The 24995-nt window shown below is 68.2% G+C and carries 17 protein-coding genes; 5 read left to right on the top strand and 12 right to left on the bottom strand.

Annotation, left to right across the window (positions count from 1 at the left end; translation table 11 throughout):
- Window positions 1–14: 14 nt before the first annotated feature.
- From NXI30_11070 to NXI30_11050, 5 genes are all read right to left on the bottom strand, one after another.
- Entirely contained in the window at window positions 15–356 is a 342-nt protein-coding gene (locus tag NXI30_11070; protein ID MCR9094747.1) for a hypothetical protein, read from the bottom strand.
- 76 nt (window positions 357–432) lie between these two features.
- Window positions 433–4059 (bottom strand): PilC/PilY family type IV pilus protein, encoded by a 3627-nt coding sequence (locus tag NXI30_11065; protein MCR9094746.1) that lies wholly within the window; start codon window positions 4057–4059, stop codon window positions 433–435.
- Window positions 4060–4353: 294 nt separating this feature from the next.
- Complete coding sequence (locus tag NXI30_11060; GenBank protein ID MCR9094745.1) at window positions 4354–5388, bottom strand: zinc-binding dehydrogenase; 1035 nt, start codon at window positions 5386–5388, stop codon at window positions 4354–4356.
- 25 nt (window positions 5389–5413) lie between these two features.
- The gene (locus NXI30_11055; protein ID MCR9094744.1) at window positions 5414–6508 is read right to left on the bottom strand and encodes a Zn-dependent alcohol dehydrogenase; all 1095 of its coding nucleotides are present in this window, start codon (window positions 6506–6508) and stop codon (window positions 5414–5416) included.
- Window positions 6509–6546: 38 nt separating this feature from the next.
- Window positions 6547–7731 carry an amidohydrolase gene (locus tag NXI30_11050; GenBank protein MCR9094743.1) on the bottom strand — a complete coding sequence of 395 codons (1185 nt, stop codon included), beginning with the start codon at window positions 7729–7731 and terminating at the stop codon, window positions 6547–6549.
- 208 nt (window positions 7732–7939) lie between these two features.
- Here NXI30_11050 and NXI30_11045 point away from each other — a divergent pair, with 208 nt between their 5' ends.
- Window positions 7940–8869, top strand: coding sequence for a thioesterase family protein (locus NXI30_11045; protein ID MCR9094742.1), 930 nt, complete (start codon window positions 7940–7942; stop codon window positions 8867–8869).
- 6 nt (window positions 8870–8875) lie between these two features.
- Here NXI30_11045 and NXI30_11040 read toward each other — a convergent pair whose 3' ends face one another.
- Both NXI30_11040 and NXI30_11035 read right to left on the bottom strand, forming a co-directional pair.
- Window positions 8876–10399 carry an NAD(P)/FAD-dependent oxidoreductase gene (locus tag NXI30_11040; protein ID MCR9094741.1) on the bottom strand — a complete coding sequence of 508 codons (1524 nt, stop codon included), beginning with the start codon at window positions 10397–10399 and terminating at the stop codon, window positions 8876–8878.
- 144 nt (window positions 10400–10543) lie between these two features.
- Window positions 10544–11155 carry a TetR/AcrR family transcriptional regulator gene (locus NXI30_11035; protein MCR9094740.1) on the bottom strand — a complete coding sequence of 204 codons (612 nt, stop codon included), beginning with the start codon at window positions 11153–11155 and terminating at the stop codon, window positions 10544–10546.
- A 134-nt stretch (window positions 11156–11289) separates the two neighbouring features.
- On the opposite strand from NXI30_11035, the gene NXI30_11030 reads away from it, so the two are divergent.
- A complete protein-coding gene (locus tag NXI30_11030; GenBank protein MCR9094739.1) occupies window positions 11290–13554 on the top strand; it encodes a molybdopterin-dependent oxidoreductase in 2265 nt (754 codons plus the stop codon).
- A 10-nt stretch (window positions 13555–13564) separates the two neighbouring features.
- On the opposite strand, the gene NXI30_11025 is transcribed toward NXI30_11030, so the two are convergent.
- The 3 genes from NXI30_11025 to ileS all read right to left on the bottom strand — a co-directional run bounded on the left by NXI30_11025 (window position 13565) and on the right by ileS (window position 18100).
- Complete coding sequence (locus NXI30_11025; protein MCR9094738.1) at window positions 13565–13978, bottom strand: VOC family protein; 414 nt, start codon at window positions 13976–13978, stop codon at window positions 13565–13567.
- Window positions 13979–13989: 11 nt separating this feature from the next.
- Window positions 13990–14688, bottom strand: coding sequence for a crotonase/enoyl-CoA hydratase family protein (locus NXI30_11020; GenBank protein MCR9094737.1), 699 nt, complete (start codon window positions 14686–14688; stop codon window positions 13990–13992).
- Between the two features lie 154 nt (window positions 14689–14842).
- Window positions 14843–18100, bottom strand: coding sequence for an isoleucine--tRNA ligase (gene ileS, locus NXI30_11015; protein MCR9094736.1), 3258 nt, complete (start codon window positions 18098–18100; stop codon window positions 14843–14845).
- Between the two features lie 248 nt (window positions 18101–18348).
- Between ileS and NXI30_11010 the strand changes: the two genes are divergently transcribed.
- The 3 genes from NXI30_11010 (at window position 18349) to NXI30_11000 (ending at window position 22369) form a co-directional block, all read left to right on the top strand.
- Window positions 18349–18792, top strand: coding sequence for a DoxX family protein (locus NXI30_11010; protein MCR9094735.1), 444 nt, complete (start codon window positions 18349–18351; stop codon window positions 18790–18792).
- A 10-nt stretch (window positions 18793–18802) separates the two neighbouring features.
- Entirely contained in the window at window positions 18803–19603 is an 801-nt protein-coding gene (locus NXI30_11005) for a crotonase/enoyl-CoA hydratase family protein (protein MCR9094734.1), read from the top strand.
- 210 nt (window positions 19604–19813) lie between these two features.
- The gene (locus tag NXI30_11000; GenBank protein MCR9094733.1) at window positions 19814–22369 is read left to right on the top strand and encodes a M20/M25/M40 family metallo-hydrolase; all 2556 of its coding nucleotides are present in this window, start codon (window positions 19814–19816) and stop codon (window positions 22367–22369) included.
- A gap of 25 nt (window positions 22370–22394) precedes the next feature.
- On the opposite strand, the gene NXI30_10995 is transcribed toward NXI30_11000, so the two are convergent.
- Window positions 22395–23657, bottom strand: coding sequence for a sulfotransferase (locus tag NXI30_10995; GenBank protein MCR9094732.1), 1263 nt, complete (start codon window positions 23655–23657; stop codon window positions 22395–22397).
- Complete coding sequence (locus NXI30_10990) at window positions 23654–24862, bottom strand: MFS transporter (GenBank protein ID MCR9094731.1); 1209 nt, start codon at window positions 24860–24862, stop codon at window positions 23654–23656. Before NXI30_10990 ends, NXI30_10995 begins: the two co-directional genes overlap by 4 nt.
- Window positions 24863–24995 lie beyond the last annotated feature (133 nt).

The following is a 24995-nucleotide window of genomic DNA, read 5'->3' as shown; positions in this document are numbered from 1 at the left end:
CACGGGGTGACGCTCTACTCGAAGTCGCCTTCGCGAACCTGGAGACGCCGCAGGCGCGGCGGGCGGTTCTGCTCGGCGGGCTTCGCCGTGAATTCGACCATCGAGTCGAGGGTGACCTCCGAGAGCGAGATGCGGCGGCCTTCGGCGTCGAAGAGCCGGGTCTTGTCCGAGACGCGGTAGACCACGTCGCCGAGGGTGATCGTCATCGATCCCGGGCTGACGGCGTAGACGACGTCCTCCTGGACGTCCGCGTCCGCGCGTCCCTGGGCCAGGCCGACCGGCGCGAGCAGGAGCGTCGCGAGGGCGACGGCCGCGGCCCGCGCCGCGAGCCGGGCGAACCGGATTCGATCGTTCATGTTGGATCCTCCTACCCGATGCGAACGCGAAGGATCGCGATTCACGCGGGCCAACGAGACGAGGCGACGGGCCCGATCAGTCGAGCTCGCGCCAGTACATCGTGCCGTGCTCCGAATCCGAGGCACCCGCCTCGAGATTGATGAGCTCACCGTCCTGCTTGCTGATGATCAGGCGGTTTCCGCCATCACCCGGCGCGATCGAGAGACGCGCGTCGGTCGGCATGCCCTGCCCGAGCGACTCCGTCCGGTCGATGCCGGCGATCGGGCTGGTCGGACTCGGCGGGCCGAAGAAGCCCTGACCGCACTTGGCGAGCAGGCCGTAGAGGGTCGACAGCCCCTCCGGCTCACAGGCGTTCGAGAGGTCCGGCGTGAACGTCGAGGAGAAGAAGAAGCCGTTGAAGACTTCGCTGTTCGTCACGAACTTCTCGCCGTCCACCACGTCGAAGTAGTAGCCCTCGGGCTCGACCGCGGGACACGAGGCCTCGGCCAGGGTCACGTCGGTGAAGTTTCCGTCGGGCTCGGCGCGACCGTCGAGCATCGACGGCGACGACCCGTCCCAGACGTCCCGGTCCTTGATCACGTAGTAGCGGTTCAGCAGGACGCAGCCGTCCCGGGTGGACGAGCAGTTCAGGTTCGTCCGCTCGCCGCTGCCGAGACCGAGGTGGAGAATGCCGTTCACGACGGTGGCGGCCGGCGGGAAGAAGAAGCTCCGGTGGTGCACGCCCCACGCCGTTCGCGTCGGATCATCGTCGAACATCTTCCGGAACGACCAGTTCGCCTGGTAGAGCTGCGCAGCCGACGGGCTCGCCGTCCCGGCCGGCCGGACGACCCACTTCCAGATGTTGCCGCCCAGGTCGCCGACGTAGATCAGATCGGCGAAGCCGTCCTGGTCGTAGTCGAGCACGCCCGGCGTCGACGGGATCGCGTAGAGCATGTCGCTCACGTCGCCGGTCGCGGTCCCGAACTTCCGGACCGCGACGGGATCCCCCGTCTCGACGTCGATCATCGCGATCCCGCGCCCCTTGAGCGAGAGCGGGTTGTACTGGGCAGCGTCGTTCGGATCGCTGGTCGCGTCGTAGCCGAAGCCCACGATCGCGACCCAGGTCTCCTCGATCTCGCCGCTGCCGTTCTCGAGTCGGACGCGGGTGATGATCGGCTGGGACCAGGTCTGCCCGACGCGGGCCCGCCAGGTCGCGTCGCTCTCGAGCGGGAACTCCCACATGTAGCCCGGATAGCTCGACGAGCTCGGGTCGGTCATGTCGAGCGCGAAGTAGTGCTCTCCGCCCTCACGCATGCCCGAGACGAGGATGGTCTTCCACTCACTCGCTTCCTTGACGTTGGTCGGATCGGAGTCGTTGTCGATCCACACGTCGGCCGCCGCCGGCGAGCCGTCGACGCTCAGCGGATGGAGCGTCGCGTCGTCCTTGGCCAGATCCGCGATCTTGGCGCGCGCACCCCAGGGCATGAAGCCGAACACCTCTTCGCCGGTCCCCTCGTCGTGCTTGCCGGTCGCGGAGCGCCAGGTGCCCGCATGGAAGCCGTGGAGGAAGCCGTCGTTCGCGCCCGCCACGATCACGCGCGTGCGGCGCGCGTTGGTCACGTCGTTCGAGAACGTGTAGTAGCTGGGCTCCGCGATGAACGAGTTCGGGGCGCCGATCACGACCGGGTTCGAGTGGAAGATGTCGCCGAGGCGATCCGCCTGGGTGGTCCCGGATTCGACGCGCGTCCGATCGACACAGCCGCCGAAGTCGTCGCCGCCACTCGCCGAGAGGCCGGTGCCCCACTCACAACCGGCCGCGAACGCCACGACCGCCTCGTCGAGGTCGGCATCCGAGGTGACCCCCGTAGCCGGTGGATAGTCGGTGTAGTTCCCGAGCACACCCGATCCACCGAGGTCCGCCGCGGTGACCGTGTGGTCGAAGGTGGCCGCGGATCCAGACAGCGAGACCGTGAGGTTCCGGCCGTTCGCGCCGGGCATCATCTTGGAGGCGTTCCAGTGCGGCGGCGCCGTGTCCTCGTCTGCGAAGGTACCGCCCGTGCAGTTCGGCGGGTCGGTCAGGTTCGTGAGCGCACAGGCCCCATTCGCGTCGAGGATCTCGCCCGCCGCGGTGATCGTGTAGCTCCGGAGCTTGCCGGGCCAGAAGGGCCGCACGCTCGTCGGCTGGAAGAGCGTCGTGTAGAGCTGACCACCGTCCGACGTACGCGCCGCCGGAACCGTCGCCGCCGAGAAGCCCTGGGACTTCGAGATGATGTCCTGGACCGACGAGACCAGGGCCTGCGTGAGCGTCTCCGCCTGGTTGCCCGCGAAGAAGAGGCCGTTGCCCTCGTTCGCGGTCTTCTCGAGGAGCGAGTTGACGGGTCCGAGGGTGCCGAAGCCGACCGTGTACACGTCGACGTTCTGCAGGCCGTCGTGGTCCGGGCGACAGTCGTTCAGCTGCATCCAGCGCGCGATGTCGTCCAGGTAGCCTGAGCCCGCGGAGCTGCCCCACGGCGGCGATCCGACTTCCGGGGTGGAGTCGGTGCCGATGTCCGGGTCGCCGACGGCGTCCGGCGCGTAGTCGCCGATCAGGCCGGTGAAGCTGGAGAAGCCCTGCGTGTGGCTGCCGCTGGTCGAGAAGTTGTCCGACGTGGGCTCACCATCGGTGATCATGATGATGAAGTTCTTCTGGCACGACTCGGTGACCGGGTCGTCGGGGCGGCTCGACGTCGTCGACGTGTAGTCGCCGTTCGTCAAATTGTACTGGTAGCCGGGGAACTGGCTCGAGTTGTTGCCGGTCGGCTGCGCCGCGGGATCCCGGGGCATGAAGTACGTGTAGAGCTTGAAGAGCGTCTCGCCGAGGGGCGTGCCGGTCTGGGCGTCGAGCGAGGTGATCGCATTCTCGAGCAGCGTCCGGTTCGTACTGTACGCGTCGATTTCGGCGCGCACGAAGCCGCCGTGGGAGTTTCGGTGGAACTGCGCGATACCGAAGCGGACGCGGTCCTCGTAGGTTCCGCAATCGCCCAGGAAGGCGGGGCAGTCGCTGTTCGTCTGGTAGATCACGTCCCGGGCGATGTCGCGGGCCGCCGTGATCCGCGTGACCTGGAACTTCGCGAAGGTGTCACCGGTGATGTAGTTCGTGCCGTTGTTCGACACGTCGATGTCCGCGAGGATCTGCGGCGCGGTCCGTTCCTCGCCGACGGGACCGATCAGGGTCGTGTTGTCGCTCGCGTCGAGCGAGTAGAGCCACTCGGCATACTCGGAGTAGTACCAGGTCCGGTTGCCGTAGTCCTCGTTGAGGCCGTCGGTGTAGAGCCGTCGGGTCTGGCCGCAGTATCGACGCTCGATGTAGCCGTTCTGCGGATCGTCGGACGTATCCGCCGTCGCCGTCCATCCGGAGTCCGTCGATCGGACCTCGAATCGACAACCCGAGGACCGGCAGACGAGGCGCGTGGCGCGACCGTCCTGATCGTAGTCGGTCGTCGAGAAGTTCCCGGTGTCCGGCATGATGTCGCAGCTGTACGCGAACGTCGTCGAGTCGAAGGAGGGGTGCTCCATGACCGCGTTCATCGAGCCCGAGTTGTCGACCATCAGGAGCACGTTCGGGGGAACCTGCGCCGAGAAGATGTCCTCGTCGCCCGCGTTGACCGCGAGAGGCAAGCAGAGCAGCGCCAGAGTGGTCACCGAGGCGGCCCGACGAAGGGTGCGGAGGTGGATCGAAGCCATACGATTCTCCCGTCCGTGCAGCACGCGACGAAGCAGACCAGCGGGCGCACGGGGCTCGTGCAGCCGGCAGTCCATCAGAGATTCCATCGGCATATCGGGGAATAGGTTGAGTCAATAGAGACGGAACCCGGATGAACCGTCACATCGATCGAGCGCAGAAGGACGGCAGAAACGACCGCGATCGACCGATTCCGCGAGCCGCACGCGCTCCGACGGCATCGCGCGGGCAATCCACCGCGCGGCGGATCCCGTCCGGCGCGCCGGCCAGGCGGAGCTGGGCGAAGCCAGGGGGGCCTAGGCCGACCAGTCGAGGAGGGTCCGCCCCATCGTCTCTCTGCGCTCCAGGCGCTCGAGCTCTGCGGGAAGCTCGGTGTAGCGCGCCTCGCGCCCGACCACCGGCCGGATCGCGCCCTTCTCGAGCAGCGACAGGAGTCGCTCGTGCATCGCCTCCCCCCTCGCCCGGGGGATCATGTGGATCCCCACGAGCCCGAAGGCATCGGGATCGCCGTAGCTCATGAGTACGCCCGCGACGGAGAAGTTGCCGAAGATGATCGGGCGCGGGAGGAGCCCCGCTTCGTCCTCGGCGTCGATCCCGCCCGAGAAGCCCGTCAGCATCAGACGTCCCCCGTACGCCATCACGCCCATCGTCTGCGTCGTGATCTCACCGCCGACGAGATCGCAGGCGACGTCGACGCCGCGCCCGTGGGTCGCGTCCGAGACCGCCTCGGTGATGTCGCCGTCGCGATAGTTGATGGCGAAGTCGGCGCCGAGCTCCCGGCAGAAGGCCAGCTTCTCCTCGCTGCCCGCCGTGGCGATCACCGTCGCCCCGCACGCCTTCGCGAGCTGGATCGCGGCGGACCCGACGCCGCCGGCGCCGGCGTGGATCAGCGCGGTCTCGCCCGCCTCGAGCCGGCCCCGCTCGAGGAGCGAGGCGCTCGCGACGTGGTAGGGAAAGTAGAAGGCGGCAGCTTCGAAGTCGGAGAGCGAGTCCGGCGCCCGGAACGCCATGTCCGCTGGGCCGACCACCTCTTCCGCGTGCGCGCCGATCGCACCGCGCCCGCAGACGAGCATCCGCCTGCCGACCCAGTCGGCGGGCACCCCCTCCGCCACCTCGGTGACCACGCCGACCGCTTCCATCCCGAGCGTGTAGGGAAGCGGCGGATCGACGGTCTTGTACCGGCCGTAGCAGCCGTCGACCTCGTTGAAATTGCAGGCGGTGGCCGACACGCGGACCCGGATCTCGCCCGCCTCCATGGCCGTCGGCTCGACGTCCTCGAGGGAGAGGGCCTCGCTCGGACGCCCCTTGCGGACGACTCGCCACGCCTTCATTGCCGCCCCTCTCCGCCTTCGGAGCCTAGAACGCGAGGACGTGCCGTAGACCGCGACTCTCGCGCATGTGGTCGAGTCCCACGTTCACGTCGGCGATCGCGTGGCGATGGGTGATCATGCTCTCGAGGTCGAGCGCGCCCTTGCGCCAGAGGGACAGGAATTTCGGGACGTCGCGGTGGCTGTTGCAGGAGCCGAGAATGCAGCCCTGAATCTTCTTTTCCTGGGTCAGGAAGAGTGCCGGCATCGGAATCGTGTAGGCCCCCATCGCCGCGCCCACCATCGTCATCGTCCCACCGGGTCGCGTCGCGTTGACGCAATCCTCGATCAGCTTCTCGTGTCCCGCGCCGTCGAAGGCGTAGTCGACGCCGATCCCTCCGGTGTACTCGAGGGCCTTCGCGACCACGTCGTCCTGCGTCGGGTCGAGGACGTGGGTCGCGCCGAAGTTGGCGGCGTAGTCGCGACGCTCGGCGACCGGGTCGGAGACGATGATCTTCGAGGCGTTCGCGAGACGAGCGCCCTGGACGATCGAGACGCCGATGCCGCCCAGGCCCGTCACGAGAACGGTGGCGCCCTCTTCCACCTTGGCCGTGTTCAGCACCGCACCCACGCCGGTCTGGACCGAACAGCCGACCACGCAGGCGATTTCGAGCGGCGTGTCGTCCGGGATCTTCACGGCGCGGCGCTCGTGGACCGTCGTGAGCTCGCCCCATCCCGCCAGCCCGAAGCCGTGGAAGACGCGCTCGCCGTTTCGCGAGAGCGGCGACGAGCCGTCCATCCGCAAGCCGGTCATGAAGTTCTGGCCTTCGACGCAGAGCTGGGGCTCCCCGCGACCGCAGAAGTAGCAGACGCCGCAGGTCGGAAGCGGCGTCAGCATGACCCGATCGCCCTTCTGGAGCCGCGTCACGCCCGGGCCGACCTCCACGACCGTGCCCGCGGCCTCGTGCCCGAGAACCTGGGGCAGCATCTCGCCCGCCGGCATGTCGACGATCGTGAGATCGGAGTGACAGATCCCGCAGTGGGAGACCTGGACCTGGACCTCACCCTCGCGAGGGTCCTCCACGTCGATGTCGTCGACGAAGGTCAGGGGCTGGGAGTGCTTCTCGAGGAGTGCGGCGCGCATTGCGGGTTCCTTCTTCTCTTGCTTCGTGGGGGCGCGGATCAGACGGGGCGACGGACCGAGAGGCCCTCGCAGTTGTCGCGCATGACCATCTTCACTTCCTCGTCGGTGAATCCGTCGAGATCGAGGGCGAAGTCGGTGGGATCCGCGAGACCCTCGGCGTGCGGCCAGTCCGACCCGAGGAGCAGCCGGTCGGCCCCGAGCAGCTCCTTCAGCTTGAGCACCGAGTCCTCGTGGAAGGGGGCGATCCAGACGTGACGCTTGAACGTCTCGACGGGATCCTCGAAGAACTTCCCCGGCTCCTGGCCGTAGGCGCGCTCCATCGACTGGATCAGCCACGGCACCCAGAACGCGCCCATCTCGATGGAAGCCATCCGGATGTTCGTGAAGCGTTCGAAGAGCCGGTGGGAGATCAGCGCCGCCATCAGGTCGAAGGGCGCCTTGTGGCCCCCCGCGATGCTCGAGAGGGGCGAGCTGTGGAAGCTCTGGATCGTGCCGCCCTCGCCCCAGTCGTCCAGGTAGTGGCCATAGCCCGAGTCGCCGCCGTGGTAGACGACGGTCACGCCGGAGTCGTTCACGATCTGCCAGAAGGGGTCGAAGTAGGGATCCGCCGGCGACATGCTGCCGCCCTTGTTGTAGACGAAGGACGGCCGCATCACGATGAAACGCGCGTCGTTCTCCAGGGCCCAGAGGAGTTCCTTGATCCCGCGCTCGCGGTCCATGATCGAGATGTAGGGCGCGGCGAAGATCCGCTCCTGGTACGCGAAGCCCCAGTCCTCGAGGAGCCAGCGATTGAAGGCCTCGAAGGCGCAGTGGACCGCCTCGGTATCGTCCTTGAGAGCCTCCTCCATCCCGACGCCGAGGGTCGGGAAGTAGATCGCCTTCTCGATCCGCTGCTCGGTCATCTTCTCGAGTCGCAGATCGCGATCGCGGTAGACCGGGTCGATCGGAACGAGCTCGCCGAAGGCCTCGCGGATCCCCTGGCCCTCGGGGTTGATTCCCTTGTAGTAGTCGTCGAGGCAGCCCGGCTTCGCGACCGGGTCGAAGGTCGGGTTCGGAATGAACCGGTTGACCTTGCCCGCGACGAGCAGCTCCTTGCGCCCGTTCAACGTCGCCCAGTTCATGCAGCGGCGCTTCATCTTGGGGTCGATGTGGCGAATGAACGCGTCCTCGGCCTCGTAGTAGTGGTTGTCGGCATCGAAGAGCAGGAAGGGCAGCTCGGCCATCGCGGAATTCCTTCGCCGATCGGCCCTTGGGGCCCGCGGCGTGCGTGTCGGTTCACGAGATCGTCTTCATCGTCTCTGCTCACCCCGGCTCGTCGCGGGACGGCGGGGCGGGCGGCGCGGCTTCCCACGCAGCCCCCGACGATAGACCCTCGAAGCGTGTCGCGGCATCCCCCCGCGTGGGGCCGGGATTCGCTACCCACTGCATTCCATGCTTCTCCCGGACGACGAAACCCTGCGCGATCTGCTCTCTCGCCTCGACCTGGAGCGCGTCGAGACGAGCCCCCACGTCGGCGACGACTTCTTCGTGGGCACGAGCCCGCCGGCCGGGAACGGCCGGATCTATGGTGGGCTCGTCTTCGCGCAATCGATGCGCGCCGGCCAGGCGACGGTCGACCCGGAACGGATCGCGCACTCGGCGCACGCGTACTTCCTGCGGCCCGGCGATCCGGACCAACCGATCGACTACGCCGTCGACCGGATCCGCGACGGCGGGACGTTCACGACCCGACGCGTCGTCGCCCACCAGGGCGAGCGCGCGATCTTCAACCTGTCGATGTCCTTCCAGATCCCCGAGGAGGCGCCGTCCCGGCAGGTCGACGTCGAGATCCCAGCCGCGCCGCGCGGCGAGGAATACGAGGAAGGCATCCTTCGTGGCGCCGCCGCACTCGGCGGAAAGGTCACCCGCGAGCAGCTCGGCAGCCTCCCCGTCCAGATCCTCGTCGAGGACGGCCTCGACATGACGGCGACGGGCGACGGCGACCGCGAGCCCGAGCTGCGCGCCTGGTTCAAAGCGGTCGGCCCGCTGCCCGACGACCCGGCTCTCCACCAGGCGGTGCTCGCCTACGCGTCGGACCAGACGATCGTCGTCGCGGCCCAGCATCCGATGCCGTGGGGGATCATGGATCCGAACACGCAGTCGGCGAGCCTCGACCACGCGATGTGGTTCCATGATTCCTTCCGGATGGACGAGTGGATCTACGCCGTCCACGACAGTCCCGTCCTCAAGGGCTCGCGCGCGCTCGGCCGCGTCCTCTTCTACACCCGCGACGGCCGGCTGGTGGCGTCGGCGGTCCAGGAGGGGTTGATGCGAAGGCGCGAGGGGGCCGGCCTGAAGATGCGCGGGCGCGGCCAGGCGTAGCGGCGATCAGGCTTCCTCGATCAGCCGATACTCCGAGAAGTCCGGCCGACGCATCTCCTTGCGGAACCGCGCCGGCGAGAAGGGATAGAGGTTGGGCAGCCCCGTCTTGTCCAGATACCAGCTGTTGCAGCCGCCGCGGACCCAGATGGTCGAGGGCAACCCCTCCTTGATCTCGTCGTTGTAGGCCTCGAAGGCCTCTTCCCGGGGCGCGATCGCCTCGAGGCCACGGCTCTTCATCTCGTCGAGGCAGCGGATCAGGTAGTCGATCTGATACTCGCTGATCGTGATCAGCGAGAGGTTGCCGACCGGCCCCGTCGGCCCCTCGATCATCCAGAGATTCGGGAAGCCCGGGACGCTCATCGCGCGGTGGGCCCGCGGCGCACCGTCCCAGCGCTTCTCGAGATCCGCGCCGCCCTCCCCCGTCACCCGAATCGGCAGGATGAAGCGCGACGGATCGAAACCCGTCGCCAGCACGAGCACGTCGAGCTCGTGGAGACGGCCATCCTTCGTCCGGACGCCCCCGGGCTCGATCCGCTCGATCGCGTCCGTGACGAGCTCGGCGTTGTCCGCGGAGATCGCCGGGTAGAAGTCCGAGCACATCACGAGCCGCTTGCAGGCCGCCGCGTAGTCCGGCGTGAGCTTCTCGCGCAGCGCGGGATCCGCGACGCTGTCCTCCAGGTTCCGCTGACAGGCCTCCGACAGCATCTTGTGCGCCTTCTCGTCACCGAGCACGGCGCCTCCGATCCGCGTCGACATGAACCAGTAGTAGAAGTAGTAGAGCCCCTTGAGCACGATCGGGAAGGCCCGCGCGAAGCGCTTCCAGCCGGCCGAGTATTCCTTCTGCGCGAGCGGCGCCATCCACTGGGGCGTGCGCTGGAAGACCGAGAGATCTCCGACCTTCGGTCCGATCTCGCCGACGATCTGCGCGGCGGTCGACCCCGTCCCGATCACGCCGACGCGGCGGCCGGCGAGCTCGACGTCGTCCTGCCATCGCGCCGAGTGGAACATCTCGCCCTCGAAGGACTCGAGACCTTCGATGTCGGGCAGGACCGGATGGTGGAGGACGCCCGTTGCCGAGACGACGATGTCGTAGACCTCTTCGTCCCCGTGCTCGGTCGTGAGTCGCCAGCGCGGCGCTTCGTAGCGGAGGTCGGCGACCGCCGTCCCGAACCGGACGACGTCCGTGACGCCGAAGTCGCGGGCCGTCTTCTCCATGTAGGCCTGGATCTCGGGGCCGTAGGAGAAGCGATGGGACCAGTCGGGGTTGGGCGCGAAGGTGAAGGAGTACCAGTACGACGGCACGTCGCAGGAGAGCCCCGGGTAGTGGTTCTCCCGCCAGGTCCCGCCGACGCGGTCCGCCTTTTCGTAGACGGTGAGATCCGTGTAGCCGGCGCGCCGGAGCTTCACGACCGAGGCGATGCCGGACATACCGGCGCCGATGATCGCGATGCGGGGCGTTCGCCCGGACCGGGCCCAGCCGGGATGGACGTCGAGGGGTTCGATCCGGGTCGTGGGAGCTGCGCTGGCCATGGGGTGCCCTCCTCGGTCGCGCCCGCCCGACGGATCGCGTCGGCAAGCACTATTGACGGTTCGTGAATAGTATCGTCATCTATCGACACTCCGTCAACAAAAATCCGCGATTCGCCCCTGCGGTGAGCCCGAGGTCCGGAAACGTCAGGAATTCCGGTAGATTGCGCTCGCCCAGACCCGGCCGATCGTTCGCCCGAGCCGCTCCGCCGAGAACGGTTCGGGCCGTCGCGCTTCGTCCGTCGCAACGGAGAGGTTCATCAGGATCAGGGCCCGGGCCAGCGTCGACGGGTCCGACACGTCGCTCCGCCCCTCCTCGACCGCCTTGTCGATGAAGGCCGCTGTCTGGGCGACGTAGCCCTCGACCAGACGCTCCCGCCACTGCTCGTAGGCCGCCCCGCTCCGCCCGGCCGCGTGCTCCATCGCGCGCATCAGCGTGATGTGCCCGGCCCAGACGTCGAACATCCGCGTAAGCGCCTCGACGGCGGCCGTTTCCGGATCGTCCGAGGGCTCGTCGCCCTCGAGCCAGTCGTCCACGGCCGTACGGATCTCGTCCTCGACCCGCGCGAAGAGCGCGACCGCGACTTCGTCCACGCTCTTGAAGTAGTGGTAGAACGAGGACCGGGTCATCCCGGTCCGCTCCATCAGCTGGTCCACCGAGACGAGGGCCCAGTCGTGATCCCGGAGCAGCCCCTCGGCGGCCTCGAGGATCTCGGCGCGCGCGGCTTCGGGCGATCTCCTGACGCGTTTCGCGGGCACGACTCCGGACGACCTCCTGACGCGTTTCGCGGGCACGACTCCGGACGACCTCTCGAGCGGGAGCGACGCAGCCTAGCACGCGACTTCCTGCGATAGGCTCTCGGCTCGCCCATCCGCCGAGGAGCTCCCGATCTATGGCCGCGCCCGACCGACATTCCGAAACGATCACCCTCACCCGCTCGTGCCCGACCTGCGAGGCCAGCTGCGGCCTCAAGGTCGAGATCGACCCCGCGGCGCGGAGCGTGCTGCGCGTCGAAGGCGATCCCGACGATCCCCGCTCCGAGGGCTACCTCTGCCCGAAGGCGATGGCCATGAAGGAGATCTACGAGGACCCGGAACGCCTGCGCAAGCCGGTCAAGAAGAACGACGACGGATCGTGGACGGAGATCGAGTGGGACGAGGCGATGGAGATCGCCGTCAGGGAGCTCTCCGCGATCAAGGAGAAGTACGGCAACGACGCCAACGGCTATTACATCGGCAACCCGACCGGCCACAACGTCGGGGCCCAGCTCTACATCCCGCCCTTCCTGGCAGGCCTCGAGACCCAGCGCTCGTTCTCCGCGGCAACCATGGACCAGCAGCCCCAGAACGTCGCGCTCCACACGATGCTGGGCGACGGCTGGATGTTCCCGATCCCCGACATCGAGCGGATCGATTTCTTCGTCTGCATGGGCGGCAACCCGCTCGTGTCCCAGGGCAGCCTCATGTCCGGGCCCAACGCGAAGAAGCGGCTGCAGGACGTGATCGCTCGCGGCCCCGGCGGCCAGGGCCGGGTCGTCGTGATCGATCCGCGCCGGACCGAGACCGCCGAGATCGCGACCGACCACGTCTTCATCAAGCCCGGCGCCGACGCCTACTTCCTGCTCGCGGTCTGCCAGGTCCTCTTCGCGGAGGGCCTCGCGAATCCGGGCCGCCTCGCGGCCTTCACCGACGGCCTCGACACCATCGAGCGCGTCTCTGCCGACTACACGCCCGAGCGCGTCGAAGCCGCGACGGGGATCGCGCCGGAGACGACGCGCCAGCTCGTCCGGGACTTCTGCGCGGCGAAGGGGGCCTGGTACGGCCGGATCGGTCTCTGCACCCAGGAGTTCGGCACCCTCGCCTCCTGGCTGATCTACGTCGTGAACGTCGTCACGGGCCGCCTCGACGCGGAGGGCGGGATGCTCTTCCCGCGCCCGGCGACCGGACGCTCCGAGGCCGGTCGTCCCTGGGAGCCCTTCGCCCACGGCCGCTATCGAACGGTGAAGCGCGGGATCCCCGAGGTCGACAACCAGCTCCCTTGTGGCTTGATGGCCGAAGAGATGGAGGAAGCCAGCGCCGGCGAGGACCGCATGCGCGGCTTCATCTGCGCGATCGGGAACCCCGTGCTCTCCGCGCCGAACGGCGAACGCCTGGCGAAGGCCCTCGACGAGCTCGAGTTCATGCTCTCCCTCGACATCTACATCAACGAGACGAGCCGGCACGCGGATCTCATCATGCCGAGCACGGTCCAGCTCGAGCACGAGAACTACGACTTCCTGTTCGAAACGACGAGCGTCCGGAACTTCACGCGATGGAGCCCGGAATTCTTCGCTCCGAGCGAGGACCAGCGCCACCAGTGGCAGATCTACTGCGAGCTCGGCGCGCGCCTGAACGGGGCGCCTTCGTGGGAGATCGTCGACGACATGATGGTGAAGGGCATGCTCGGCATGATGGTCGGACCGGACACCGGTTGTCCCGAGGTCACGCCGGAGCAGGCCTACGACATGCTCCAGGACGAGCACGGCCCCCTGCGGATGATCGAGTGCATGATCCGCGTGGGCCCCTACGGCGACAAGTTCGGCGCGAACCCGGACGGGTTGAACCTCGAGAAGCTGCGCGACGCCGACCAGGGGATCGACCTCGGCGCGCTCCAGGCGAATCGGCTGCCGGACTGCATGCCGATGGACCGGATCGACCTCTGCCCGGAGTACATCCTCGGAGACCTGCCGCGCCTCGAGGCCGGGCTCGAAGAGCGGAGCCGTGAAGATCGGATGGTGCTGGTCGGACGCCGCCAGATCCGGAACATGAATTCCTGGCTCCACAACCTCCCCGCCCTCGCGAAGGGGCGGAACCGCTGCACGCTCCTGATCCACCCGGACGACGCCGCGCGTCTCGGGATCGAGAGCCGGAAGTTCGCGCGGGTCGCGAGTCGCGTCGGCGAGATCGAGGTCGAGTGCGAAGTGACCGACGAGATGATGCCGGGGGTCGTGAGCCTGCCGCACGGCTATGGCCACAACCTCCCGGGCGTGCGCCTCTCGGTCGCCCAGGACAAGCAGCCGGGTGCCTGTGCGAACTACCTGACGGACGAGTCGTCTATCGACGTCCTGTCGGCGACGCACGTCGCGAACGGGATCCCGGTCGAGGTCCGACCGGCCTAGCCGCCCGCTCTCAGTCCTTCAGGTGCCCCTTGCCGGGCACGTGGTTCACTTCGATCCGGATCCCGTCGGGATCCTCGAAGAGCAGGGAGTAGTAGCCCGGTGCGAAGCCGTCTTCCCTGGGCGGATGCACGACCGTGGCGCCGAGCCCGACCACGACGTCATGGATCTCGTCGATCTGCTCGCGTTCCCGCGCGCGCAGGCACAGATGATGGAGTCCCACGCGGCGCTGGTCGAAGGGCTCGCCCTTCCCTTCGTCCGCCGGCGAGAGCGCGATTCCGGTCCGGCTCCCGATTCCGTAGAAGTAGACCTCGGAATCGATCAGGACCTTCATCTCGAAGAGCTCGAAGAGCGGCGCCCAGAATGTGCGGGCGCGTTCGAGGTCCGAGACGGTCAGCTGGACGTGCGCGATTCCATTGAGCTGCATGGGCGGCCTCCCTAGCCACCCATCGCGGCCTGGATGTCGGCTTCGAGCTTCTCTGCGATCGACGCTGCGACGGGGCCGTGGGACAGGCGCTTGTTGTTGCGGAAGGCCGGCTGCTTGAGATTCGTCGCGAAGTGGGTCGCGACCTCGAGGGCCCGCGCCTCGAGGGCGTCCGCCTCGACCACCTCGTCGATCATGCCGGAGTCCCGAGCCCCCTCGGGCCCGTACTGCTCCGATTGCACGATCACGCGGTCGAAGTGGCGCTTCGAGAGCGCTGCACGGGAGAATTGGATCGCGAAGTCCGGCAGCGTCATCCCGATCGCCGTCTCGTTCGCCTGGTACTTGAACTTCCCCGCCGCGCCGATCCGGTAGTCACAGACCATGGCCATGAAGAGGCCCATCGCGACCGCGTGGCCGCTGATCGCCCCGACGATCGGCTTCGGGTGGTTGTAGATCGCGAGCGCGAGCCTGCCGCCGTTGGCGACCATCTCGGCCGCGGCCTTCGGGCCTTCACCCATCGTGCCGAGATCGAAGCCCGCCGAGAACATGCCCGGACGGCCGGTGAGGATGACCGCGTTCGCGTCCTTCTCCGCGGCTTCGAGCGCGGCGATCAGCTCGGTCGACATCGCGGTCGAGACCGCGTTGGGCTTGCCGTTGTCGATGCGCAGGATGCGCACGCCTTCGTCGCGGTCTTCGGTCTGGATCAGAGACATGGCAGGACTCCTCGTGGCGCGGCGCGCTGGATGTGCGCGCTCCATCCTAGATCGCTCACTCCGTGCGTCGAGGACGCGGGGTCAGGGACCGCGCGTCCGCAGGCGTGCCAAAACGACGCCGGGTCCTCGGGGCGCGCGGGTGGAGGATTGCGCGCTAGCCCTCGCGCGCGATCGAGAAGTGGAGCGTGGCGCCACCGAGCTCCAGCGCGTCGCCGAGTCCGCTCGCCGCTTCGCCGACGAAGGTCGACGCCAGGATCTCGCGCGCGACGAGGTCCGCATGCTCGGCCAGCGCCGCGCTGATTTCCGCGTCCTCGCAGGCCCAGCCGATCCGCACCCGGTCGGAGACTTCGAAGCCCTTGTCCTTGCGCACGTTGTTGAAGAGGTTGATCGCGTCTCGCGCGACCCCCTCTCGGCGCAATCCGTCGTCGAGCGCCGTGTCGAGCACGACGGTGTACTCGCCGTCGGTGGCGGTCGCCGCGTCGGCGCTCGCTTCGCGCTGGAGCAGCACGTCCTCGAGGGCGAGGGCCTCCCCCACGACCTCGATCGTCCCGCCGGCTTCGAGCTTCGCGACCTCCTCGAAGCCCCAATCCGCCAGCGCCGGGCCGATCTCCTTGAGCTTGGGTCCGCAGCGTCTGCCCAGCGTCTTGAAGTTCGGCTTGACGGTCACCGTCGCGAACGCACTTTCGTCCGCCTCGACGGCGACGTGCTTCACGTTCAGCTCGTCGGCGATCAGCGCCGCGGCCGCCAGCACGTCGTCGCGGACCGGTCCGTCGCGGTGGACGACCGTGAGCTCGCGCAGCGGCTGCCGGACCTTGATCCGGTGGTCCTCACGAACGCGCCGGCCCAGGGTCGCGATCGCGCGGACCGTGGCCATGCGGCGCTCGAGGGGCGCGTCGATCATCTCCGTCGCCGGCTGGGGATAGTCGCACCAGTGCACGCTCGCCGGCGCCGCGTCGTCGACGGGGCGCACGAGCCGCTGGTAGACCGCCTCGGTCAGGAAGGGCATGAAGGGCGCGAGGATCTTCGAGAAGGTCCCCAGGACCTCGAAGAGCGTCGCGAAGGCGTTCGTCTTGTCCCGGTCGTCTTCGGTCTTCCAGAAGCGCGCGCGCGAGCGGCGGACGTACCAGTTCGTGAGGTCGTCGATGAAGCTGACGAGACGCGGCACCACGGTGTAGAGGCGGTAGGCCTCCATCTCGGCGTTCACGTCGCGGGCGAGGCTCTGGAGGACGGACAGGATCCAGCGGTCGATGTCCGGCCGATCGGCCACCGGATCCGGCGTCCAGGTCCGCGGGTCGTAGCCGTCGATCTCGGCGTAGGTCGTGAAGAACGAGAGCACGTTCCAGTACGGGAGCACGACCGTCCGCACGATCTCTTTGAGCCCGGCTTCGTCGAAGCGCAGCTCCTCGGCGCGCACCACCGGCGAGTCGATCATGTAGGCCCGGAGCGCGTCCGCACCGAACGCGTCCAGGATCTCGCCCGGGTCCGGGTAGTTCTTCCAGCGCTTCGACATCTTCTTGCCGTCCCGCGCCAGAATCAGCCCGTTCACGATTACGTTTTCAAAGGGGCTCTTCTCGAAGAGTGACGTCCCGAGCACGAGCAGCGTGTAGAACCAGCCGCGGGTCTGGTCGAGGCCCTCGGCGATGAACTGCGCCGGGAAGAACTCGTCCAGCTCGTCGGCGCGCTCGAAGGGATAGTGCTGACTCGCGTAGGGCATCGAGCCCGACTCGAACCAGCAGTCGAGCACCTCCGGCGTGCGGCGATAGGTCTTCCCGTCCCGCTCGATCTCGATCTCGTCGACGGTGTGCTTGTGGAGATCGCCCACGCGAACCCCGGACAACGCCTCGAGCTCGTCGACCCCGCCCACGCAGATCGTGTCCTCGGGATCCTCGACGTTCACCCAGACCGGGATGCAGGAGCCCCAGAACCGGTTGCGACTGATGTTCCAGTCGTTCGCGTCCTTCAGCCAGTTGCCGAAGCGGTTGCCGCCCACCGTCTGCGGGACCCAGCCGACCGTCTCGTTGTTCGCGACGAGGTCGTCGCGAAGGTCCTCGACCTTCACGTACCAGGCTTCGATCGCCCGATAGATGAGCGGGGTGTCCGTCCGTTCGCAGAAGGGATAGCTGTGCTCGAGCACGTCCTGCTTGACGAGCTTGCCCTGCTCCTTGAGCGCCTTGATGATCGCCTTGTCCGCGTCCTTGCAGAACTGGCCGGCGAAATCGGAGACCGGCTCGCCGAAGACGCCCTCGGCGTCGAGCGGATCGACCAGGCCGATCCCCGCCGCGCGACAGACCCGGAAATCGTCCTCGCCGAAGGCGGGGGCCTGGTGGACGATGCCGGTGCCGTCCTCGGTCGTGACGTAGCCGTCCGCGAGCACGACGAACGCACCGGGCTCGTCCGCGAAGTACGGAAAGAGCGGCTCGTAGCGGAGGCCGACGAGGTCGCTCGCAGCCACCTTCGAGACCAACCGGTAGGTCTTGCCTTCCGCGCCGGCGCCCTCCCCCTTCGCGAGGGCCTTGCCGAGCTTCTTGTCGTAGGCGGCGAGTCGCGCCTCGGCGAAGACGTGCCAGTCGCCGCTCTCGAGGTCCTCGACGACGGCGTACCCGATGTCGGGACCGACGCAGAGCGCGAGATTCTCGGGCAGCGTCCAGGGCGTGGTCGTCCACGCCGTCATGAAGAGCGAGCGGCCGTCGGGCAGGGCCGGCGCGATCCGTTCCGCGCCTTCGGTCACGCGGAAGCGCACGGTGATCGCGGGGTCCTGGACGTCCTTGTAGTTCTGGTTCGCCTCGAAGTTCGAGAGCGGCGTCGCCAGCTTGCAGCTGTACGGCATGATCCGGTAGCTCTTGTAGACCCGGTCCTTGTCCCACAGCTGCTTGAAGACCCACCAGACCGACTCCATGAAGTCGAGGTCCATGGTCTTGTAGTCGTTGTCGAAGTCGACCCAGCGCCCCATCCGCGTGACCGTCTTGCGCCACTCCTCGACGTAGGTGTCGACCATCTGACGGCACTGCTCGTTGAACACGTCGACGCCGCGCTCGAGGATCTCGCCCGTGCCGGCGAGGCCGAGGGCTTCCTGGGCCAGGGCCTCGATCGGCAGGCCGTGGCAGTCCCAGCCGAAGCGCCGCTCGACGTGATGCCCCCGCATGCTCCAGAAGCGCGGGACGATGTCCTTGATCGTGCCGGCGAGGAGGTGGCCGTAGTGGGGCGTGCCGGTCGCGAAGGGCGGGCCGTCGTAGAAGACGAAGGAGCGCTGACCCTCGCGGCGACGGTTGCTCTCGTGGAAGGCGTCGGCCTCCTCCCAGAAGGCGAGGATCTCTCGTTCCATCGCCGGGAAATCGGCGCTGGCTTCGACGCGTTGGAAGACGCTCGCCCCGCTCGGGGCGGGAGCGCCTACCTGATCCTTCGAAGCGCTCATCACGGGAACCTCTGCGCGGCCCGGCCGGAACGTGGCGTCCGGTCGACTTCTCCGTCGCATGCCTGGTGGGAGGGCGGGGGGAGTATGCGGGCAATCGCTCGGGGGCTCAATCACCCACCGCGATTTCGGTGAGACCCCAGGACGTTCCGGGCCGAGTTGCGGGGATTTCGCTGTGCTAGAACCGCGTGACCCGCGTGCGGGCCGCCATTCCGGCCTGCCCCTTCGCGCAACGGCTAAAGGAGCCCTCCATGGACCTCGGCGCCCTGCTCACCGGCACCAATCCCCTCTTCTCGGACGTCGCCCTCCTCGTCGGACGCGTGGCGATCGGCGTCTGCTTCATGTTCCACGCCTTCGGCAAGCTCGGCATCATCGGCAACGGCACCCTCGACGGATTCGGGCAGTGGCTGGCGGACCTCGGCGTACCCATGCCCCAGCTCCAGGCGCGGATGGCGATGCTCTCCGAGCTCGTTGGCGGCGCGCTGCTCGCCCTCGGCCTCGTCACCCGCCCCGCCTGCCTGGTGCTGATCGGCACCATGGTCGTCGCCGGCGCGGTCGGCCATCGCGGCGCGGGCTACATGATCACGAACGACCCGCCCGGCGCGGAGTACACGATCAACCTGGCGGTGATCTGCGGCATGTTCCTGCTGCTCGGCCCGGGTGCGATCAGCCTCGACGCGATCCTCTTCGGCTAGGCGCCCGTCGATGCCTGACGCGATCGTCGAACGCGACGGACACATCATGACGATCACCATGAATCGTCCGGAGCGGTACAACGCGCTCTCGGGCGAGATGCTGATCCGGATGTACGACGCCTATCGGGAAGCGGACGCGGATCCCGACGTCCGCGTGATCATCGTGACCGGTGCCGAAGGCAACTTCTGCTCCGGCGCCGACCTCAAGGGCATGTCCGGCGACGCCGGGGACGGCGACGACGAGATCGACGTCCAGGCGCGCATGGCCGAGGATCCGGACATCCACTGGAAGGCGCTCTTCCGCGGCTACCGACCGAGCAAGCCGATCGTCGCCGCCGTCGAAGGCGTCGCGATCGCCGGCGGGACGGAGATCCTGCAGGCGATGGAGATCCGCGTCGCCGGCGAGAGCGCGCGATTCGGCGTGTCCGAGGCGCGGTGGTCGCTCTATCCGATGGCGGGCTCCGCCGTCCGACTCCCGCGCCAGATCCCCTACACCCAGGCCGCCGAGATCCTCCTGACCGCCAAGCACATCACGGCGAAGGAGGCCCTCGAGATCGGACTGATCGGGCACGTCGTCCCCGACGGCCAGGCCCTCGCGAAGGCTCGGGAGATCGCGGAGATCGTGGCGGGCAATGGCCCCCTCGCCGTCGCCGCGATCACGCGGACGCTCCACGAAACCGACGGGATGCCCCTCGACGAAGCCCTCGCCTACGAGTTCGACTACGGCAACGCGGTCTTCGCGAGCGAGGACGCGAAAGAGGGACCGCTCGCCTTCGCCCAGAAGCGCAAGCCCGTCTTCAACGGCCGCTAGGCAAGGGTCGATCGGCCGGAGCGGCGGGGCCACGAGCGAAGGGCACCGGCAAAGATCGATCGAAGCGCCCGTCCGTCAGGCGGAATCGTCCCCTCGGCAGCTCGTCGCACAGGCGTGTTCGTCGAGCGCGGAACACCGCCTGACGAGGACGGCTACGCCCGTGTGCTAACACGAAAGGGTGTTCGGGGGGTGCCGCGCTTCGAGGTGCCCATGTTCCGCTCCTGCCTCGGCCGTCTCCCGCTGCTGCTGGCGACGATCTTCCTGACCGCCCACGCCCCCGTCCCCGCCCACGCGGCGACGTTCCTCGACGTCGACTTCGACCTCGACGACGGCGGCTTCGTCTACGAAGACGACCCTTTCCGCGGCACCAGCCAGCCCGCTTTCGCTTCCGGTGCGTACCGACCGACCGGGGGCGAGACCGGCGGCGGACTGGAGGTCACGGTCGGCAACGTCGACGACTCGGACGTCACGGACGGCATGTCGGGCGGCTTCCGGATCGACTTCGTCCTGGCCCAGACGACCGACTTCCTCGAGGTCTCGTTCCGATACAACCTCACGCAGACCCCGGATTACGAGTCGGACGAGTTCTCCCAGGTGATCGCGACCGTCGACGGGTTCGCCCTGCCCGGGACCGGGCCCGACTACGTCGTCCAGATTTCCGGCAATGGGAACGGCGGCTCGCCCACGACCACCGGGTGGCAGTCCTATCTCTTCCAGTTCGAACAAGTCCAGCCCGGCACCTACACCCTCGTGATCGGGGCCTACAACAACAAGAAGACGCTCGAGAACGAATCGACGGTCCTCGTGATCGACGACGTTCTCGTGGAAGGGGACGCGCCGACGCCCTGTACGGCCGACCCGGAATGCGACGACGGCAATGCGTGCACCGACGACGTCTGCACGGACGGCTTCTGCGCCAACGCACCGAACACGGCCCCCTGCGACGACGGCGTGTCCTGTACCGGAAACGACGTGTGCAGCGGCGGCAGCTGCTCCGGGACGGACCTGTGCCTGGGCGACGCGAGCTGCAACGCGTCTTCCCAGATCTGCGAGGAGCCGGCTGCCCAGCCCCTGGTGGACGCCCTCTCCCTGCAGAACTTCAAGGACCACATCGAGATCCTGTCGAGCACCACGGGACCGTCGGGAGGATCGCGACACTGGTCGCAGCCCGGAAACGCATCCGCGCTCGACTACCTCGAGACCGAGCTCGAGTCCTACGGCTACACCGTCGAGCGACACGCCTACACCTTCAACTCGCAGACGCGGGAGAACGTGTACGCGACGCGCGTGGGGACCGTCCGGCCGGACCGGATGATGATCGTGTCCGCGCACATGGACAGCATCAACCTCGAAGGAGGTGGGCAGAGCTTCGCGCCCGGCGCGAACGACGATGCCTCCGGCACGTCGATCGTGCTCGAAGCGGCCCGGGTCTTCTCGAACCCTGCGATCGACCTCGACCAGTCGGTTCGCTTCATCCTCTGGAACAACGAGGAGACGGGGCTCAACGGGAGCTCCGCCTACGTCGCCGATCGGCGCAGCCTCCAGGGGATCGAGTCTCCCGCTGGCTCCGGGCTCTACCCGGAGCCTTCGTGGATGGGCGTGATCCAGCACGACATGATGCTCTGGGATCATGGCCTGCCCTCCGGTCCCGTACAGATCCCCGAAGCCGACAACGACATCGAATACCAGGCCAGCTCGACGTTCGCGAGCGAGTCGCTGGCCCTCGCGAACCTCGTGAATCAGGCGAACGTCGACTACGCCCCCGCCTATCCGGGCGAGGTCACGAACGACATGTGCTGCACCGACTCCGTGCCCTTCCAGAACGACGTCGCCGCGATCAGCGTCCGGGAGAACCGGCGCCGCGCCGAGATCGGCAACGGCTCGGACCCGAACTGGCACGCGAACAGCGACGTCTTCGAAACCTACTCCGAGGCCGACTTCGCCCTCGGCTTCAACGCGCTGCAGGCGACCGTCGGCGCCGTCGCGGAGATCGTGAACGCGCGCCAGCCGACCTCGTGCGGCGACGGCGTCCTCGACGCGGGCGAACAGTGCGACGACGGCAACGGGCTCGCCGGCGACTGCTGCTCGCCCTTCTGCGCGATCGAGCCCGCTGGAACGCTCTGCCGCGCTGCGACCGGTCTCTGCGACGCGGCCGACTTCTGCGACGGCCTCGCGGACAGCTGCCCGGCCGACTCGGTCGCGCCCGTCGGAACGAGCTGTCGACCCTCAGAAGGCGTTTGCGATCTGGCGGAGGTCTGCGACGGCGTGTCGACGAGCTGTCCCGCGGACGCGAAGACGACCGTCGAATGTCGGGCGGCCGTGGACGTCTGCGACGCCGCGGAGCTCTGCGACGGAGCGGGGAACGACTGCCCGGCGGACGCGTTCCTCCCGTCTTCGACCGAGTGCCGCGCCGCTTCGGGAGACTGCGACGTCGCGGAGAGCTGTAGCGGGGTCGACGCGGCCTGTCCGCCGGACGTGTTCCAGGACGACGGGGCCCTCTGCAGCGACGCGAATCTGTGCACGACGGGGGACCTCTGCGTCGCGGGCGCGTGCAGCGGAACGGGCGCGGTCGATTGCGACGACGGAGACGATTGCACGGCCGATTCCTGCGATCCGTCGAACGGCTGCGTGAACACACCGATCGACGGATGTGAACCGCCACCGGGCGTGCCGACCGGCTCGAACCCGCTGGGCTACCTGCTGCTCGGCGTGGTCGTGCTGCTCGTCGCGATGCCCTTCCTGCGGCACCCCGAGCAGGCGGCCTGAACGCGCGGGGCGGTCGCGTTCGGGGCTACCGCTCCCGCTCGATCCGGTACTTCCGCGTGTAGTCGCTCCAGAGCTCGGCGAGTCCGTCGTAGCTCCAGCCGAAATCCGCCGGGTCGTAGACGTGCTTGCCGGCGTGGGTCTGGTGCTTCTCGGCGAGATAGGCGGTGATCCGCCGCTCGTGCAGCTCGTTCGGCGTCTCCCCGAAATGCGCGTAGATCCGGCGCATCGTCTCGAGCGGGTCGCGCATCATCTCGCTGTAGTGGATGTGGACGCACCAGCCGTCCTTCGCCTGCGCGTCGTACGCCATGCCCCGCGTGATTGCGTGGCGAAGCTTGCCGAGCCACTCCTCGCCGACCTGGAGGTGATTCCGGTCACGGGCGAACACGCCCTGCATCGTCGAGTTGAGGCTCGCCACGGAAGCGGTCACCGGCCCGGGATCGCGGTGCGTCCAGATCAGGCGCGCGTCCGGGTAGAACTCGAGCAGGGTCTCGATGTTCCAGAGATGGTTCGGCGTCTTGAGGCTCCAGGCCATCGTCGGTTTCGCGGACTGGAGCGTCTGCAGCGCCTTCTTGTGCCACGCGTACGCCGGCCGCATGTCGCAGGACTGCAGCCATCGGCCGTAGGTCGGGACGTAGCCCTGGGTCTCCATCCCGAGACAGCGCAGGTCGAGCATCATGAGCGGAATGCACTCTTCCGCGAGCATGGCGCCGAAGGGATGCATCGCCCCGACCGCCGGGTTCAGCTTCAACAGCTGCTGCATCGTCGCGTCGGACTCGGCGATCCGCAGATCCGTGTGCTCGTTCGCGAGGGTCGGCGGCGGGACGAGCGCCCGCGTCTCCCACTGGAGCAGGGGCCGAACCATCGGGTCGAGTCCCAGTAGATGGGAGAGGATGCTCGTTCCGGTTCGCGGCAGACCGAGGATGACCCAGGGACGCTCGATCTTCTCTTCGGCGATCTGCGGATGCGCCTGGGTCCATGCCTGCAGCTGGAGCCGACTCTTCAGCTGGCTCGTGATCATGTTCCGCGTCGCCATCCGGCCGAAGGTCGAGAGACCCGCCTCCTGCTCCATCGACGCGGTCAGGATCTCGAGCGGCTCGCGATAGGAGTCGCCGCCGAAATCGTCGGAGCCCGCCGCCTTCACCGCCGCCTCCTCGAGCCCGTCCGGGTCGAGGGAGGGCTTCATGCCCACCGCTTCGAGGCCACGCCCCACCGCATTCATGGCGCGCAGGACCGGCGCGGTCACTCGCCCGTCCCGGAACGTGTACTCCTTCGTCGCCCCGTCCGTCATGCGCCCACGACCTCCACGTCCGCTGCCGATCGCGCGCGCCGCGCGGCCTCCCGATTCGAGCCGAAGAGGCAGCCGATCGAGCCCAGCAATCCGAACGCGAACACGGCGAGCGCGCCGACGTAGCGCCCGGTCGACTCGAAGACCGAGGCCGCGAGCAGGACCGTCGTCGCCATGATCGGGAGCATCAGGAGGTTCGAGAGTCCCATCGCCCTTCCCATCGCATCCGGCCCCAGACGCCGGCTGAGGAGTACCATGTAGAGCGGGATCATCCCGCCGGTCACGAAGCCCATGATCGTGCAGAGCACCGCGATCGCCGCCGTGCCGGGACCCGCCGCGAACGCGGCGAGGACCGCCGTGGCCGTGCCGAGCATGGCGACGAAGAGCGTCGTGAGCGAGGTCCGGTCGGCGAGCATCCCGAAGAGCACGGCGCCGGGCACGCCCATCCAGAACTGCACCGCGAGGACCCGCGACGCGCCGGCCTCGCTGAAGCCCGCGCCGCCGACGAAGGCCGCCGTGTGCACCGTCCAACCGGTCACGATCCCCGTCGCGAGGGCGAAGAGTCCGCCGGCCCAGAGGAACGCGGGGTTCCGGAGCACGGCCCGCATGTTGACCGCGCCGGCCTCCGCCGTCGTCTCCGTCGCGTAGCGCATCGGGACGATCGACCAGATCAACGGCACGAGGACGAGCCCCGCGATCCCCGCGAAGACCAGGAAGACTTCGTTCCATGCGAAGCGACCGAGCAGCCAACCCGCGAGCGCGGCGAAGAGCCCGGAGCCGAGCGGCGGTCCCATGCTCGCGAGGCCGACCGCCCGCCCCCGCTCCGCGTCGAAGTTGCGCGCCACGAGGCTCGCCGCCGTGATCGGGCCGCAGGGCGGCACCGCCGCGCCGGCGAAGAGCGCCGCCAGCGCGAGCAGGAGAAGGTTCGTCGACGAGGCGGCAATCAGCATCGCGGTCACCAGCAGTCCCACCCCGACGAGCATGACGACGCGTGCATGCCCCTTGTCGAGGGCCGACCCCGTCACGAGGCTCGCTCCGGTGAGCGAGAACATGATCAGGATCTGGCCGCCGGCGATCGCCGTCCTCGGGGCCTCGAAGGCCGCTTCGAGAGGCTCGAGGAAGACCGGCAGGATGCCCATCGTGAGACCGACGGCGATGCCTTGCGAGACCATCGCGACGAGCAGGATCGAACGTTGCTGGCGAGTCATGGGGCGGGCGAGTGTAGACGGCCCGCGCGGGGACCGCCCCGGCCTCTCGATCGGCGATGGGCGTCCCCCATTGTAAGTCGTGTGTAAAAGCTCCGATGACGCGCTGCGCCCCGCCCGAAAGCGCCGATGCGGA

It is taken from the genome of bacterium (assembly GCA_024742285.1).
Taxonomy (GTDB): domain Bacteria; phylum Myxococcota_A; class UBA9160; order UBA9160; family UBA4427; genus UBA4427.
This window is presented reverse-complemented; position numbering and strand designations above follow the sequence as displayed.

What these genes read in the sequence shown, in the direction of transcription:
- NXI30_11010 (MCR9094735.1), top strand. Translation starts at nt 18,349, where the DNA reads ATGGACCTCGGCGCCCTGCTCACCGGCACCAATCCCCTCTTCTCGGAC.
- NXI30_10990 (MCR9094731.1), bottom strand. Translation starts at nt 24,862, where the DNA reads ATGACTCGCCAGCAACGTTCGATCCTGCTCGTCGCGATGGTCTCGCAA.
- NXI30_11025 (MCR9094738.1), bottom strand. Translation starts at nt 13,978, where the DNA reads ATGCAGCTCAATGGAATCGCGCACGTCCAGCTGACCGTCTCGGACCTC.
- NXI30_11040 (MCR9094741.1), bottom strand. Translation starts at nt 10,399, where the DNA reads ATGGCCAGCGCAGCTCCCACGACCCGGATCGAACCCCTCGACGTCCAT.
- NXI30_10995 (MCR9094732.1), bottom strand. Translation starts at nt 23,657, where the DNA reads ATGACGGACGGGGCGACGAAGGAGTACACGTTCCGGGACGGGCGAGTG.
- ileS (MCR9094736.1), bottom strand. Translation starts at nt 18,100, where the DNA reads ATGAGCGCTTCGAAGGATCAGGTAGGCGCTCCCGCCCCGAGCGGGGCG.
- NXI30_11050 (MCR9094743.1), bottom strand. Translation starts at nt 7,731, where the DNA reads ATGGCCGAGCTGCCCTTCCTGCTCTTCGATGCCGACAACCACTACTAC.
- NXI30_11020 (MCR9094737.1), bottom strand. Translation starts at nt 14,688, where the DNA reads ATGTCTCTGATCCAGACCGAAGACCGCGACGAAGGCGTGCGCATCCTG.
- NXI30_11065 (MCR9094746.1), bottom strand. Translation starts at nt 4,059, where the DNA reads ATGGCTTCGATCCACCTCCGCACCCTTCGTCGGGCCGCCTCGGTGACC.
- NXI30_11070 (MCR9094747.1), bottom strand. Translation starts at nt 356, where the DNA reads ATGAACGATCGAATCCGGTTCGCCCGGCTCGCGGCGCGGGCCGCGGCC.
- NXI30_11000 (MCR9094733.1), top strand. Translation starts at nt 19,814, where the DNA reads ATGTTCCGCTCCTGCCTCGGCCGTCTCCCGCTGCTGCTGGCGACGATC.
- NXI30_11055 (MCR9094744.1), bottom strand. Translation starts at nt 6,508, where the DNA reads ATGCGCGCCGCACTCCTCGAGAAGCACTCCCAGCCCCTGACCTTCGTC.
- NXI30_11030 (MCR9094739.1), top strand. Translation starts at nt 11,290, where the DNA reads ATGGCCGCGCCCGACCGACATTCCGAAACGATCACCCTCACCCGCTCG.
- NXI30_11060 (MCR9094745.1), bottom strand. Translation starts at nt 5,388, where the DNA reads ATGAAGGCGTGGCGAGTCGTCCGCAAGGGGCGTCCGAGCGAGGCCCTC.
- NXI30_11045 (MCR9094742.1), top strand. Translation starts at nt 7,940, where the DNA reads ATGCTTCTCCCGGACGACGAAACCCTGCGCGATCTGCTCTCTCGCCTC.
- NXI30_11005 (MCR9094734.1), top strand. Translation starts at nt 18,803, where the DNA reads ATGCCTGACGCGATCGTCGAACGCGACGGACACATCATGACGATCACC.